Genomic DNA, 14,346 nt, shown 5'->3' on the forward strand with positions numbered 1-14,346 from the left:
TACCTCCTTTTTTAAAATGTTTTAGGCTATCTTTTCGAGAAATTTTTATCATAAAAGAAACGAAACAAAGGTATTTTAATATAGAGAGGGTTTATGTATGGCTAAGACAAAAACAAAATTTATTTGTCAAGATTGCGGTTATGAATCTCCAAAATGGATGGGGAAGTGTCCAGGGTGTAATGCTTGGAATTCAATGACGGAGGAAATAGAAAAAAAAGCTTCGAGAAGAGGTGGGTTTACTACTTCAGACAGTTCTATCGTTCGAAAGCCAGAGCCAATCACCTCGATTGAATCTAGGAAAGAGCCTAGAATAAGGACGGAAATGAAGGAATTAAACCGAGTACTTGGCGGTGGAATTGTTCAAGGTTCCCTCGTTTTAATTGGAGGAGATCCAGGGATAGGGAAATCTACTTTACTATTACAAGTATGTGCACAACTCGCTTCAAACAAGCAACGAGTACTCTATTTATCTGGTGAGGAATCTGTTCAGCAAACGAAATTACGCGCAGACCGATTAAATGTTAGTGCCGATGAACTTTTCGTCCTAGCAGAAACGGATTTTGAATTCATTTCCAAGGCAATAGACGAAGTAAAACCAGACTTTGTTATTGTTGACTCTATTCAAACAATCTATCACCCAGCTGTAACATCTGCACCTGGAAGTGTTTCACAAGTACGTGAGTGTACATCTGAACTTATGAGAATAGCAAAAACAAAAAATATAGCTATCTTCATTGTCGGTCACGTGACGAAGGAAGGTGCTATTGCGGGGCCGAGATTATTAGAACATATGGTAGATACCGTCCTTTATTTTGAGGGAGAACGCCATCATACATATCGAATACTTCGCTCTGTGAAAAACTTGAAGTTTATAAACGAAATAATAAAACTGAATATAAACGAAATAAAATCCTCTGGGCATAGAAATAGAAGTGTTTTCAGGGGATTTTATTTTGTTTATAATTAAATTTATAAATAAACGTATAAACTTTTTGTTCGTTTGGTTTTGGAGGACATAAAATTAAAATAAACGCTATTCTATAGGGGAGTTATTATGGGAGACGTAATTCTATACAACGAGAAGAAACGCTATGAGGAAAGAATTAAGAAAATAAGGTTCAAAGTGAAAAAATATATGATGGTGGATGAAGAGGACTTGGATAGGGAGTTTATATTTATTGTATTACAGAACCTTCAAAAGAAAAGATTTAAAATATCAGCATTTAGTAACTTCTTCTATAAAAAAGGAATGATAAATAATAGCTTTAGGACAAAGGAGAATTACGCAAAGATAATCGTTCTTTTTTTGAATTATATCTTTTTTGATAAATATGACAACTATAAATTAACCAACATTGAAGAATTGCAAATCAAACATGGGAATGAATTTTTAAGGGATTATTCGTATGGTGATATAGGACAAAAGAATAAAACAAGAGATACGGTTGAAAAAGCAGAGGCTATCTTAAATAAGTTTTACAGGTACATATATGAAGAGATTAAAGGACTAAAATATCTAAATGAAAATGAATTTTATAAAAGTATTAGGTATGGAAACGGAAAGCATAGTAGAAAGAAAGAGGGACAAATACAGACGTTATTTTCGGTAATGTATCCAAACTATCAGCCACCACAAAAACTAAAACACATTCCGTTGGATATTCTTATTGAACTGATTGACGTATGTGGAAAGTATTATCCAAAGTTAAAATTAGCTTTGTGTTTACAGGCTTTTGGAGGACTTCGTGCAGGAGAAGTGTGTAATGTTTCTTTGGATAAAATATTAATCGGTTATGTGGGCAATGAATTTTCATATTTTAATGTAGATTTACGCTATAAAACAAGAATGCGAACCGATTTTAAAAGAACGGGTGATATAAAGAAACCCAGGGTTCAACCAATTCACCCTGCTTTTCTATCTTACTTTAAAAAAGTTTATGATCAACATTTAGAACTAATTAAAGGTGAGAATAATCATTTTGGTGCAATTTTTTTAAATAGAAGTGGAGAGGCAATGACAGAATCCAGTTACAATGATTATTTTAAAAAAATTGTTATGATACTTATTGATCGCTTATCAGGTACAGATAACTTCTATTTAGTTGGACAAGCTAATATTTTGCTATCTGGAAGAGTAAATAAACATATTTTAAGACACTTTTTTACACAACATATTTCTGAGTATGTTTCAAATCCCAATGAACTTGCATATTGGCGTGGAGACAGCTCACTTAATTCATCCATTACTTACTTAACCCAAAATCCTAAAATTGATGAAAAAATTAGAGTCATACAGAAAGAAATATATAATAAATTTTCAAATAATGTTGAATAGAGGAGAAACACAGATGGGGAGAAAAGACTCTTATAATCTTAGTGATATAAAAGAATTATTTGATAAATATGTTTTGCCAACTTATAAAAGGCAGGGAGGAAATAGTTACATATTAAAGTATGTAAAAGGGCTGTGTGGCAAATTAAAAATACCGTATTATCTATCAGATAGTGATATCAAAATTAGTTTTGAAGGGTTCGAAAAATTAAAGGAAGTAATGATAAATAGATGGTTATTTTTTAATAATGAGGTTGAATACTATTCCTCAAATGAAGTAGCCGAGTTATTTGGTTGTAGTTCAGCACATATTTCACAATTGGTAAAACGAAATATCCTTAGCGTACAGACTATAATTGGAACCTTTTATTTTTCAAAAAGCGATATAGACTCTATTGTTAATTTTCTTTCACAAACTTTAGGATTTGAGGAAATAGTAAAAAAGGTTCATGAATCAAGTAATCATTCAGATTTAGCAAAAGTAACTATTAGAAGCTATATAAAAAAATACTTAACATACTTTGAAAATCCTATAGATAATTATGATATCAGAATTAACAGAGGAGATATTCGTTTGTTAATTGAAAAGGTATACGAATTCTATGTTCCAAAGGATAATGATTTTGATATATCAAAGGTTTTTAAGGGTAAGAAGTATAAGTATCTGAATGAGATGCTAAATAAAGAAAATTATTTAGACATAGAATTCTTTAAAAATATGTATGAAAAAAAGTACAAAAGTACAGGGTTTAGTAAAATTGTACGGCATGTTGTACATGTTTGTAAAAACCAAAATGTTCAGTTGTACGTAAATAAAGAAATGGACAATATTTATATAAGAAATGAAGATCAGGAACAATACCTTTACTATTATAAATTAATTGAAACAATAGAGAATTCAGATGAATATTATACAAATTCAGAAGTACAAGAAATCTTTCAAATAAAAAATACAGTAAGGGTAGCAGAATATGTAGACGCAATAAAAGTTGAGAACAAATACTATATGAGCAAGAAAAAAATAGACGAAATAGTCGCTATCCTTAATAACACGTTACCTACGAAGACAGTAATGGAAGAACTTAATGTAGGAGAAAAAACTATCAATCGAGCTTTAAAAGAACTACAAATCAGTTATATCCACCGAGGAAATTTCCCTATATTGGGGAATAGCCATTTAATTTATAAATCAGATTTATTAAAAATAAATACCTTTATTCAGAAGGAAAGAAGGATTAAAAAAGCTAACCATCCTTATGAAAAATACAAAGTAATGATAGAAGATGCAGTATTTAATAATGAGCTTGTTAAAACAAATACTGCTTATGAAAAATTTGTTCAGGATAGAATTAAGTATAATGAAGGTCAATATATTGTTAATGCACTTTTTACTATATTTAGTAAAATAATTTCCCAACTTTCAAAAGAGATAATGGAGCATAATGACCATGAAATAACTGAGTTTATCAGTTCCTTAGAAACAAAAATATCAAAGAGGGAGTTTTCTTTTTTTATTGATTTTTGCAAAGATAGTTATTTAACCAAATATAACAATGTATATAAAGTGGAATTATATGCGGGTGGAGACGGAAAGAACCCATATACTTTCCAACAATGGATTGATTTCGGAGGAATTCTATTTAATACGGAGGGAGATTTCTATGGCGATTTAATAAAGAAGGCTATGGAGAGAAGGGGCTATGCTATGTCGTGGCTATTTTGTGCCATTCATTATACATGTGCATGGAGATCGAAAGATCTAATTTCAAAATTACCAATTCCCTCATTAGAGACGATTCTAAAAATGAATGAGGAAGAAGTACTGACAACTATAAAAAGTAGAAATTTCACTAAGGAAATGGCAAGAAGGGTTATCATATCAATAGTAAGTGAGATTAAGGCATTCGAAAAAATACCAAGCAAAAGAGAAAAGGACAAGGCTAATCCATCATTAAAATTTGTAGTTGAGGAAAGTTATGTCTATCAATTAGGCTTACTCATAGCGTTGTGTGAAGTACACAGAAGAAAGGTCTATAGAAATAATGTTTCAAGTAATAATAAGGGGCAGAGTGGAAGTGGATACGGCGATTTTTCAAGTTTAATAACTGAAAGTGCGACCAGACGGGAAAATCACATAAAATTCTTTGGTGAAATTTATCATGAAATATTTGGAGAAGAGGGCTTTACAAATCAAAGAGCAAATAAAACTTTTATGGGGATTTTTCAAAAGAAAAGCCAGGAGCATGGGTGGCACATTGGGTATCAAATGGCTTCTATTATACGCAGTCACAAACCTAACAAAAGAGGTAATGCACTTTCAACCCAAGTATATTTGGAACATCTAAATAAAGGGAAGGATATAGACCTTATAACCTCTGCTTTAACTGAGAGAGGGACTTTTGGATTTATTCCATACCTTATTTTGAATACTATTAAAGGATCTAATTTTAGTGAATTAGATATGTCTGAGCAGAACAATGAAATTAATAAATTATTACCCCTAAAGCCATATGAAATTGAAAGGATTGTAAAAGAGTCAATTGCTAATAGAAGTAGAACAAAAGATATATTGAAAGAAATAATAAGTAATTCAAGTCGAGCGGAGTTGTTAGAAGTAATGAAGAAAATTTCTAACGGAGATGCACCCTCAAAGATGGAACATAGCCAGTGTCTAATTAAGTGTATTGATAGATCTGCTTGTATTAATCCTTCTTATACAGATTGTATAGGTTGCGATTTCCATATTCCGGAAATGTACTTTTTATTAGAATTTAGAGAAATGTTCGAAGAAATATTATGGCAACTGCAAAATACAAAACACGAATTTGATAAAAAGAGATTATCACACGCTATAACTGTTATTTACTTTCCTATTCTTAAAGAGGCTGTAGCTTCATTTGGGAGTCAAAAAGTAAAGAGTTTCATAGATACAGATAAGTTAAAGGAATCAATAAAGAAACTGCATGAAAACAAGCAATTGTTACTGGGGTGAACTATGCTATTAACAATGAATAAAATGGAGGATACTGATGTTTCTATGATTCAATCGGTAGAGTTCCATAAAATATCCAAAAAAGAAGTGATGGAGTTATTTAATAAGTTTTTGAAACGGGGAACTATAAGAGACTGCGGATTTGATGATGAAATATGGTATTTTTCAAATCCAAAAGGTTCATTTTCTTTACGATTCCAATTAGATGAATTATTGTTTGCTGTTGAAGCTAAGAAAAGGGATATTGATAAGTTTGAGAATCTATTATATGCATTTAAAACTTACCTGGTCTATCAACTTGATTCAAAAGGATTAGATACTATTCAAGGTATTTATTATTCATTAAAAAACGTATTACTAACAACACGTTACTTTAATCCATCCACTAAAAATAGTTTATTTGAGGTTATGAGTTGGGTTAATTATTATCATCATGTTTTGGAATTTATTGAATTTTATCCCTTATTGAATGTTGATGAAAAGTATATCGAGATAATTGAAATACTTTATGAACAAAATCAAATTGATAGAGAACAAAAGGGAAATAAAAGAGAACTTGGTAATTTTGAAAGTGTTTTTAAATTAGGCGAAATAATTGATATTTTTTGGGAGAATGCTAATTCCGTAGAAAAGGAAACTTTCTTTCCAATTATCCTTTGGTGGAGAATTACTACCATAATTCCATTAAGAACTAATGAACTAATATTAACTCCATATAATTGCTTAAAGATAGAAAATGACAATTATTTTTTAACAATTAGAAGGACTGATCAAAAAGGAGACAATGGGAAGAAAGTGGTAACACATACTATAGAGGGAGATTACAGGATAGAAGATATTTCTATTAGTAAAGATCTCTATGACTTAATTTTGGAATACATGCAGGTCGTAGATCATTATGATTTTGTTCCCAATTTTTATAACCAAGAGAATAGCAAAACTGAAAGGAGGAAATTTTTATTCTCCAATAGAAGTTACTTTGAACGTGTTGGAAATGATGGAGCAAAAGGTGCGATAATTAAACGTTCCTATACTCAAGATTTTTTTACTTATGGTAGATTGCAAAATCTATTAAAGTCGTTTTATTTCAAGGTTGTACAAAATCAATTCAACTATGAAGTAATATCTAAGCAACAAGAAGATAAGGAAATAAAGGAATATCAAATTGAATTACTTTCCTTGATGGACACAAGACATCACGCTTTTATAAACATGGTGTTAAATGATATCGAACCGTTATTTGTAAAACGATTAGGTGGTCATAGTTCAATTGAGAGTAGTATGCATTACTTTTCTCATGTTGATAAATTTGTAAAATGCTTTACTTATAGTATCGCGAGAAGACTAAGTGACCAAGGGCTATTCGTTAATAATACAACTGAATTAAACAACAACAATTTTAATTCAGATTTCAGAGATAAACTTTATCAAAATGAGATTCACAGCCTAAAAAGTGTTAGTGGAGGCAAATGTTCTTCTCAACAGTCAAATGACCTTGAAGATTGCAAAGTAGTAAACTTTAAATGTAAAGTGGGGAACTGCCCTCATTTCTATCCTGATAATAAAGAGGAGATTACTAAAATAGTATCTGAAAATGAAAAAACTGTAACGAGAGAAATTGAAGCTCTAAGAGAATTAGTAAAAACGTATAAGAAGGTAAAAGACTTTAAAGAGAATTATGACCAAAAAGTAAATAAGATAAAAAGTTATGCAAATCAAAATGCTTTATTAATGAGCAAATATAATGTTTAAAGAGGTGTTCATTTGCCGAGAGAAAGTAAGTTTACTACAGATGAACTAAAAGAAGTGATAAGCCAATTTATTGATCAAGGCCAACATCAAATGATGAAGATGAACTATAAAAATTTGGCAGACTTCGCAAAAAACAATTTAGAATTAGGTGGTATCTCCTACTATCATTTTTCAAGAAATGGTGAAATTAAAGAAATTATTAAGGGGTACTCTAAAACCTTAAAGCAAAGCAATTTAGAACTTTCGGGTGACAATAAGTCGTTTACTAAATTAAACGTAAGGGAATTTGTAAAATTAAATAGTGGTAAGCCAGACCAATTAATATTCTTCCTTACAAAGCTACAAGAAAGTCAGCAAAGTTTATATCAAAGGACAATAAGAACTGAACTTAAAAATAAGGATTTAGAAAATCAATTGAAGACAGCGTTAGGAAAGAATATAAGAATTAAAGAAAAGTATAAGGAATTACAGATGCAGTTTGAGGAATTAAAAGAACGTTCACTTGTGTTGGCAGAAGCATTAAATAGAGAAGAAGAAAAACAATTTATAAGTGCATTAAAATCAACAGAAGTAATTTTAATAAAACGTGAAGAAGAAGTTGCTGTTGCACATGAGGATATTTCCAAATTAGAAGAACAAAAAGACTTGGAGAATTTATTAAATGAGTATAGTGATATTTTTGACTAACCTGAAAGGATCTTGCAATGAAAACTAAAACGATTTTTACATGTTCTAACTGTGGACACTCACACCCAAAGTGGCAAGGTAAGTGTGATTCTTGCCAGTCCTGGAATACGCTACAAGAGGCTGTTGTTAACTCCAAGAGATCTACTTCAAAATCTAATCAAGAAAATAGACAAGGATTAGTAAAGCCGAAGAAACTTAGCGAAGTGCAGACTGGGAAAAATGATAGAATTATAACTGGTATTAGTGAATTCAATAGAGTAATGGGTGGTGGGATTGTAAAGGATTCGATTACCATTATTACAGCAAAGCCAGGAGCAGGAAAATCTACACTATTACTACAAGTTGCAGAGGATGTTTCATCAAAAGGACTTAAAGTGTTATATGCTTCTGGTGAGGAAAGTGAAACTCAAATAAAAAGCAGAGCAGATCGAATTTTAACTGGTTTGGATAATAATATTTGGGTTGTTTCAGATACAAGTTTGGATAATGTAGTAATGTCGATAGATGAAATAGATCCAGACTTGATTATTGTTGATAGCATTCAGACTTTTATTTTAGAAGAATATCTACCATCCAGAGCAGGATCACCAACACAAACAATGGAATGTGCTAATGAATTAACAAGGATTGCAAAAAATAGTTCGAGGCCCAGAGCTATTTTATTAGTAGGACAGATGAATAAAAATGAAGAAATTGCGGGTTTACGAGCGTTAGAACATTTAGTTGATACGGTATTAATAATAGATGGAGAAAGCGGTGAAGAACTTAGAGGTGTAACAGCAAGCAAGAACCGTTTTGGAAGTACGGGAGAAACATCATTTTTCTCTATGATAGAGGATGGAATGAAACCAATAGAAAACCCTTCAGAATACTTTATGACACAAAGAGAAGGCAATATGGAGGTTTCAGGGAGTGCTTTAACGGTAGTTCGAGAAGGAACTCGACCTATTATTGTTGAAATTGAAAGTTTAGTTGCTACTACCTTCACACCATATCCTTCGAGAATAAGTGAAAACTTAAAGAGAGAGCAATTAAATACGTTGATATCGATTCTTGAACAAAGAGGTGGGATAGAACTATTTAACAAAAATGTTGTTGTAAAGTCTACAGGAGGATTACAATTAAGAGAGCAATCTGTAAATCTTGCAATAATTATGAGTATTGTTTCCTCAGCGAAAGATAAAGCGATATCTAATGACACAGTATTCATTGCAGATATGGGGCTTACAGGCGAGCTTAAAAGAGTTCCATCGCTTGAAGCAAGGCTAAAAGAGGCTGATAGAATGGGATTCAAAATTGCATATGTAGCGAAAAGGTCTCTTAATAAAAAAATCAACTTTAAAAACCTTGAAGTGATAGAGTTGAATACACTAAATGATGTTATTGGACATGTCTTTGAAGGAAAAAAGTTGCCATTTTAAAAAAGGCCGCCTCATTTTTAATAAGGATTCAGTTTTGGCGAGAAAATGACTGATACATTAGTAATTTAGCTTCCAACAATGATTTTGTACGCTTGTTTAATGTATCAAAGTTTAATGTTCAATCTAAAATTAGCAATTTTATTAGCATGCCGTTTGGTGAAAGCTCGTAAACTTATGTTCTCCTAATAAATAATGTGTTAAATGTTACTATAGACCCTCTAAACAGCGGTGATGGTATGGGAAGAGTTATAGATTTCATTAAACGCCTTTCGTATCCTTTACAAAAGTTGATAAAATAATGATAGGTTTTCCAAAAGGCAAAACAGTCCGAGCTTTTTGACAGAAGTGCTACGGATACAAAAACCACTCTAACGACATTGCGGGATACTATGTCAAATATGGAGTGGTTTTTTTTGGTGTGAACATTATCACCAAATAAGAAAAAGCTATGTCAATACAGAAGGAAGGGCCAACTAAGAAAATCGTGCTGAAGAGCTTTGTAGGAAAGACTAAAGCTGAAAAAATGAATTAAGAAATAATCAGGGCTTGGCGTAAATCCTTTGGATAATGACTTTTGAAGTGATATCAATTAGGGAAATGATGTATTGTGCTTTACTCAATAATGGGTAGAGCCTTTTTTCGTTTTATCATTAACAGTCAAGGTTAGTTACAGGACTACATTGTGGTATATTAAGGATAGAGATTTAAAGGGTTTGGGGGAGGAAAAAGGCAATGAACGGGCAACAATACTTGAAAACGATGATAGAAACAGTAAAATATGATTTCGAGCATCATAAAAAAGATGAATTACTCGGTATATTAAGAAACTCAATTATTACTTACGATAGGACAGGCACTTATGGGAGTAAATCAAATTATTATCGTGAGTACGTCTGTTTAAGAGTACCAATTCCTATGTTAAAAACAGCAAAAGGCCTACAAGATGTATTGGAAAAGTTGGCATCTGAGGTTTATATAGAACCTACAGATACTTATCAAGATTTTGAATTTTGGGGTTTACGAATAAAGCCAAAACCTGTTGAACTTGATAATGAAGTGTATGTTGAACATAATGTTGTTTTTAACGAGATTAAGGAAGAAATAGTTCAAGGTATTAGAAATGCTAAATACATGATATGGATAGCTGTAGCTTGGTTTACTGATAGAGACATTTTCGAAGAATTATTATTGAGAAAACGTGCGGGTGTTTATGTCCGAATTATCACATCAGATGAACATTCTAATAGGTATTTGTTAGCAGATTTAGAACGAAACTTTGAAGTTGTGAAAGTAAAATTAACAGGTGATAAACTCTCAAATCGACTACATGATAAATTTTGTATAATTGATTTAGAATATGTAATGCATGGTTCGTATAATTGGAGTAAAAACGCAAGAAACAATGACGAAACTTGGGCAACTGCACTTGACCGAGATTTTGTAAGGAAATTTGCAGATGAATTTATAAGACTATTTGTTAAGAATGGGTAGCTTTATATAAGAGGACAAGAATAATAGGCCACCCTTTTGAGGAGGGGTATCGTGAAGTATGATAGTGAGTATAGAATTTGTTTTCCAGAGCAGAGAATATTTATTTCAAGAGACCATAATTGGGCTTTTTCGGCTTGGGAAATAGGTCGGCTAAGAAATTACATAAAACCAGGTGCAACAGTGGTACATATTGATAGTCACTTGGATTATCTTGATCCAGAGATTAATATTGAGGAAATCGAATCTGTTAAAGACGCAATTATTATTGGAAGGAAATTAGGAATAGCAGAGTTCATCATTCCCGCACAAAAGACGGGAACTGTGGGAAATGTATATATAATTAGTAACGATAATGTATCCATAAACGATACAAGGGTTGAAAGAGCTTATACGTTAAACCATTATGAGCATATATATAGAAGAAAGTGGTTTGATGATACTGAAGGTAAGAGCGTCATTTTAGATCTTGATTTAGATTTCTTTAACTATAACTATCAAGATATGGACTGTAATCCAGTTCTTTTACCTGAACCTTTATTAAGGCAACAATTAAATCATATGAAAAAATATATGTGGGAATGGGATATGATTACTGTAGCTTTATCACCTGAATATTGTGGAGGTAAAGTTCAGAGTGATTACTTATTTGGGCTATTCCTTGATGTATTTGGTCTTGATATAAAAAATGCAAGTGCTTGGTGATACAAAATAAACAAAACAACCTTGATAGGTACAGGGCTGTTTTGTTTATTTTTTTAGGTTCAATAACAGGTAAATTAAATTTACGAAAATAGCCCCCTATGATATAATGAAAATTCAGTCAATTTTTGTAAAATATTGATACCATATAGAAAAATGTTGAATCGGGGGATGTCGTTTTGTGGAGAACAGTTATGGAAAATGCAAAGGTATGGTTTAGAAATTGGCATGACAAAAAAATAACTCTAATGCTAATTGGGACAGGATGTTCTGCTATTTTAGCAGGTTTTTCTTCTCCAATTTGGTTGGTACCACTTATTCAACTTTTTAATGAAAAATTAGAAACTAACATCCCTGTACCTAATTCAGATGTCGACTATATCGTTATGGTAACTTCTGTAGCTGTAGGGCTATTATTGGTTATTTTGGGGATTAAATATAGAAAATGGTCAAATTTCAAAAATAAAAAAATGGTACAAATTCGTCATTCTTCAATTGAAGGTAATACTTATAATAGTGTTCGTGCTAACTTAGATGATTATGATGTGATACCAATTACAATTAACCAATTTCAAGATTTGGAAAAAATTGACGAGTTTAATCTGAAGATGGCTTGGAAGAAGCAAGACCAAACTATAAATGATTTACTCGTATATATAAACGATCCAACAATAAACGAGATAGCATATATGGGAATGGCACATATTCCTTTTCAATTCTTGTTAGGGTATCAAATTGCTGATAAAACTGATGTGCGATTTTTTGAATGGAATCGAACGGAAAAATCCTGGGTGCCATTAACTGTAGAAGATGAATCCTTTCCGAAATTAGTTTTACATAAAGATGAATCAAAGCAAACTCCAAATGATGTTGAAGAGTTAGTTATTAAAGTAGGGATTACTTTCGAAATATTTGATTGGCAATTAGAGGGACATGATCTCGAAAACCTTAACTCCTTTTACTTCAAATTGGAACCACCTCGTTTAGATGCGGTAACCTCTATTAAGCAACTAAATCATTACAAACAAGAGTTTAGATCATTACTAACGGAGATACACCATAAATATCAAAAGCTCAAAAAAGTGCATATATTCCTATCTGCACAACCCTCTGTGGCATTCAGTTTTGGAAGTTCAATTTCAGCAAGAATGGATTCAAATAAGGAATTCTGGATATATAATTATGTTGGTTCATCGACTGTGAAATACCCTTGGGGGATAAAACTATCAAAAGATAAAGAGAATGGTGAAATTAAGATTCTATAAATAGGAGGAGGCTGTCTATGTATGATTTGAGTTCTGAGTTTCATAGTTTTTACAAAAAACATGTTGTTTTGCCAAAAACAGAAAAGACAAAGCTGTTTGAAAAAAAAGATTTAAATCTCCAACGCTTGAAAGATGGTTTAGGCGAGTATAACAAGGAAAAAGGAACAGAATACAAAATCGCAGAGTCAATGGTTCAAGGAAGTGTGGCTATGTCTACGGTAATAAAAAACGAGAGCAATGACTATGATATCGATGTAGCTATTGTTTTCGAGAAAGATAAAATACCAGATGGGACTATTAAAGTTAAAAACATCGTGGTTAATGCGTTAACCAGAAAATGTACAGGCTTTAAAGTAGCACCATACGCTAAGACAAATTGTGTAAGAATTGAATATAGCGATGGATACCATATAGACTTTGCGATATACAGAAGGTTTAAAGACGAAGATGGAAATTATCAATACGAGCATTGTGGTAGCAAATGGAGAAGTAGAGATCCCAAATCTATTACAGCATGGTTTATAAAAGAAAATAAGGAAAAGAATTATCAACTTCGTGAACTTGTAAGGTTAATGAAGATGTTTTCAAGATCAAGAAAGGAATGGAAAATGCCTGGAGGTCTTGTTCAAAGTGTTTTGGTAAATGAAAAATTTCAATCGGAGTATAAACGTATTGATGAACGGTTCTATTATACATTAAAAGAAATAAAAGACAGGTTGAATACAGATAAAGATGTAAACAATCCTACTGATGAAACTCAAACACTAAAACTTATAAAAAAAGATAATGAAAAAATAAATAACTTGTATAATAGGCTAAATACATATTTAGCGAAACTGGAAGTTTTGTTTAAGCCAGACTGTACAAAAGAGGAAGCATTAGCTGTATGGAAGGAATTTTTCAATAATGATTTTTGGGAACAAGATATGGTGCAAGAGCAGGTATCAAAATCTTATGCCTATCTTTCTGAAAATGAGGATGATCAGGATTATCAAGACACAGAGGAGTTTATTGAATACCTTTTCCCAATTGATTTAAATTACAGTGTGGAATTAGATTGTAAAGTTACTCAAAGTGGTTGGAGAACTTTTCTATTAAGTGAAATATTACGAAAAAAGGAAATGCTACAACCAAAAAAGAAGTTGGAATTCTTTGCTAAAACTGACGTACCAGGTACTTTTGATGTATATTGGAAGGTGAAAAATAAAGGGATTGTTGCAAAGAAAAGAAATGAAGTTCGTGGTCAAATTATTAAACGTACACTGTACCATACTGAGAATACAAGATTCAAAGGAGAACACTTTGTGGAAGTCTACATTGTTAAAAATGGTGTGTGTGTAGCAAGACAGAAAATGAATGTTCCTATTACTACAATGTAGTTGAACAAAGATTAGTAATATTGTTTATAAAGGGGGGCAACTAAATGCATTTACGGAGGCGGCCAAAAAGAATAATTTCATCAAAGAAACCTGGTGGATTTACTCGCATTATCGGAAAAACAAAAATACAAATTGAAAATGAGAAGGCTCTAACCATAATCCGTTCAATAAAAGGAATGTTTGGATAGCAATACTTTGAGGAACAACTTCAATAAGTATACCTTTAAAATAGAATAGCATGAGGTTAAGGTGATTCTAAAATAATTTTCTTTAATCATTTGCAAAACAAGGGTATGAGAATTAATTTTCATACTCTTGTTTTGTTTTT

The 14,346-nt window shown here is 31.7% G+C and carries 10 protein-coding genes and 1 pseudogene; all 11 read left to right on the forward strand.

Features of this window, described 5'->3' with window-relative positions:
• Positions 1 to 97 precede the first annotated feature (97 nt).
• A pseudogene (gene radA / locus O1A01_RS00575) lies at positions 98 to 862 on the forward strand (DNA repair protein RadA); the annotation flags it as partial.
• A 192-nt stretch (positions 863 to 1,054) separates the two neighbouring features.
• Positions 1,055 to 2,335: a site-specific integrase gene (locus tag O1A01_RS00580; protein WP_270065369.1), complete on the forward strand. Its 1,281-nt coding sequence runs from the start codon at positions 1,055 to 1,057 to the stop codon at positions 2,333 to 2,335.
• A gap of 13 nt (positions 2,336 to 2,348) precedes the next feature.
• Entirely contained in the window at positions 2,349 to 5,324 is a 2,976-nt protein-coding gene (locus tag O1A01_RS00585; protein ID WP_270065370.1) for a helix-turn-helix domain-containing protein, read from the forward strand.
• Between the two features lie 3 nt (positions 5,325 to 5,327).
• Positions 5,328 to 7,076, forward strand: coding sequence for a hypothetical protein (locus O1A01_RS00590; RefSeq protein ID WP_270065371.1), 1,749 nt, complete (start codon positions 5,328 to 5,330; stop codon positions 7,074 to 7,076).
• Between the two features lie 12 nt (positions 7,077 to 7,088).
• Positions 7,089 to 7,763, forward strand: coding sequence for a hypothetical protein (locus O1A01_RS00595; protein ID WP_270065372.1), 675 nt, complete (start codon positions 7,089 to 7,091; stop codon positions 7,761 to 7,763).
• 17 nt (positions 7,764 to 7,780) lie between these two features.
• Positions 7,781 to 9,184, forward strand: a complete 1,404-nt coding sequence (gene radA / locus O1A01_RS00600) for a DNA repair protein RadA (RefSeq protein WP_270065373.1) — start codon at positions 7,781 to 7,783, stop codon at positions 9,182 to 9,184.
• A 732-nt stretch (positions 9,185 to 9,916) separates the two neighbouring features.
• Complete coding sequence (locus O1A01_RS00605; RefSeq protein ID WP_270065374.1) at positions 9,917 to 10,675, forward strand: phospholipase D-like domain-containing protein; 759 nt, start codon at positions 9,917 to 9,919, stop codon at positions 10,673 to 10,675.
• A gap of 51 nt (positions 10,676 to 10,726) precedes the next feature.
• Entirely contained in the window at positions 10,727 to 11,377 is a 651-nt protein-coding gene (locus tag O1A01_RS00610; protein ID WP_270065375.1) for a peptide arginase family protein, read from the forward strand.
• A gap of 176 nt (positions 11,378 to 11,553) precedes the next feature.
• Positions 11,554 to 12,639 (forward strand): SAVED domain-containing protein, encoded by a 1,086-nt coding sequence (locus O1A01_RS00615; RefSeq protein ID WP_270065376.1) that lies wholly within the window; start codon positions 11,554 to 11,556, stop codon positions 12,637 to 12,639.
• Between the two features lie 17 nt (positions 12,640 to 12,656).
• On the forward strand, positions 12,657 to 14,018 hold the full coding sequence (locus tag O1A01_RS00620; RefSeq protein WP_270065377.1) for a nucleotidyltransferase: 1,362 nt from the start codon (positions 12,657 to 12,659) through the stop codon (positions 14,016 to 14,018).
• A 44-nt stretch (positions 14,019 to 14,062) separates the two neighbouring features.
• Positions 14,063 to 14,206, forward strand: coding sequence for a hypothetical protein (locus O1A01_RS00625; protein ID WP_270065378.1), 144 nt, complete (start codon positions 14,063 to 14,065; stop codon positions 14,204 to 14,206).
• Positions 14,207 to 14,346: the final 140 nt, after the last annotated feature.

It is taken from the genome of Sutcliffiella sp. NC1, assembly GCF_027594365.1.
In the GTDB taxonomy this organism is placed as follows: domain Bacteria; phylum Bacillota; class Bacilli; order Bacillales; family Bacillaceae_I; genus Sutcliffiella; species Sutcliffiella cohnii.

Coding starts and splice junctions, on each gene's coding strand:
- O1A01_RS00580 (WP_270065369.1), top strand. CDS start 1,055: ATGGGAGACGTAATTCTATACAACGAGAAGAAACGCTATGAGGAAAGA.
- O1A01_RS00585 (WP_270065370.1), top strand. CDS start 2,349: ATGGGGAGAAAAGACTCTTATAATCTTAGTGATATAAAAGAATTATTT.
- O1A01_RS00590 (WP_270065371.1), top strand. CDS start 5,328: ATGCTATTAACAATGAATAAAATGGAGGATACTGATGTTTCTATGATT.
- radA (WP_270065373.1), top strand. CDS start 7,781: ATGAAAACTAAAACGATTTTTACATGTTCTAACTGTGGACACTCACAC.
- O1A01_RS00605 (WP_270065374.1), top strand. CDS start 9,917: ATGAACGGGCAACAATACTTGAAAACGATGATAGAAACAGTAAAATAT.
- O1A01_RS00620 (WP_270065377.1), top strand. CDS start 12,657: ATGTATGATTTGAGTTCTGAGTTTCATAGTTTTTACAAAAAACATGTT.
- O1A01_RS00625 (WP_270065378.1), top strand. CDS start 14,063: ATGCATTTACGGAGGCGGCCAAAAAGAATAATTTCATCAAAGAAACCT.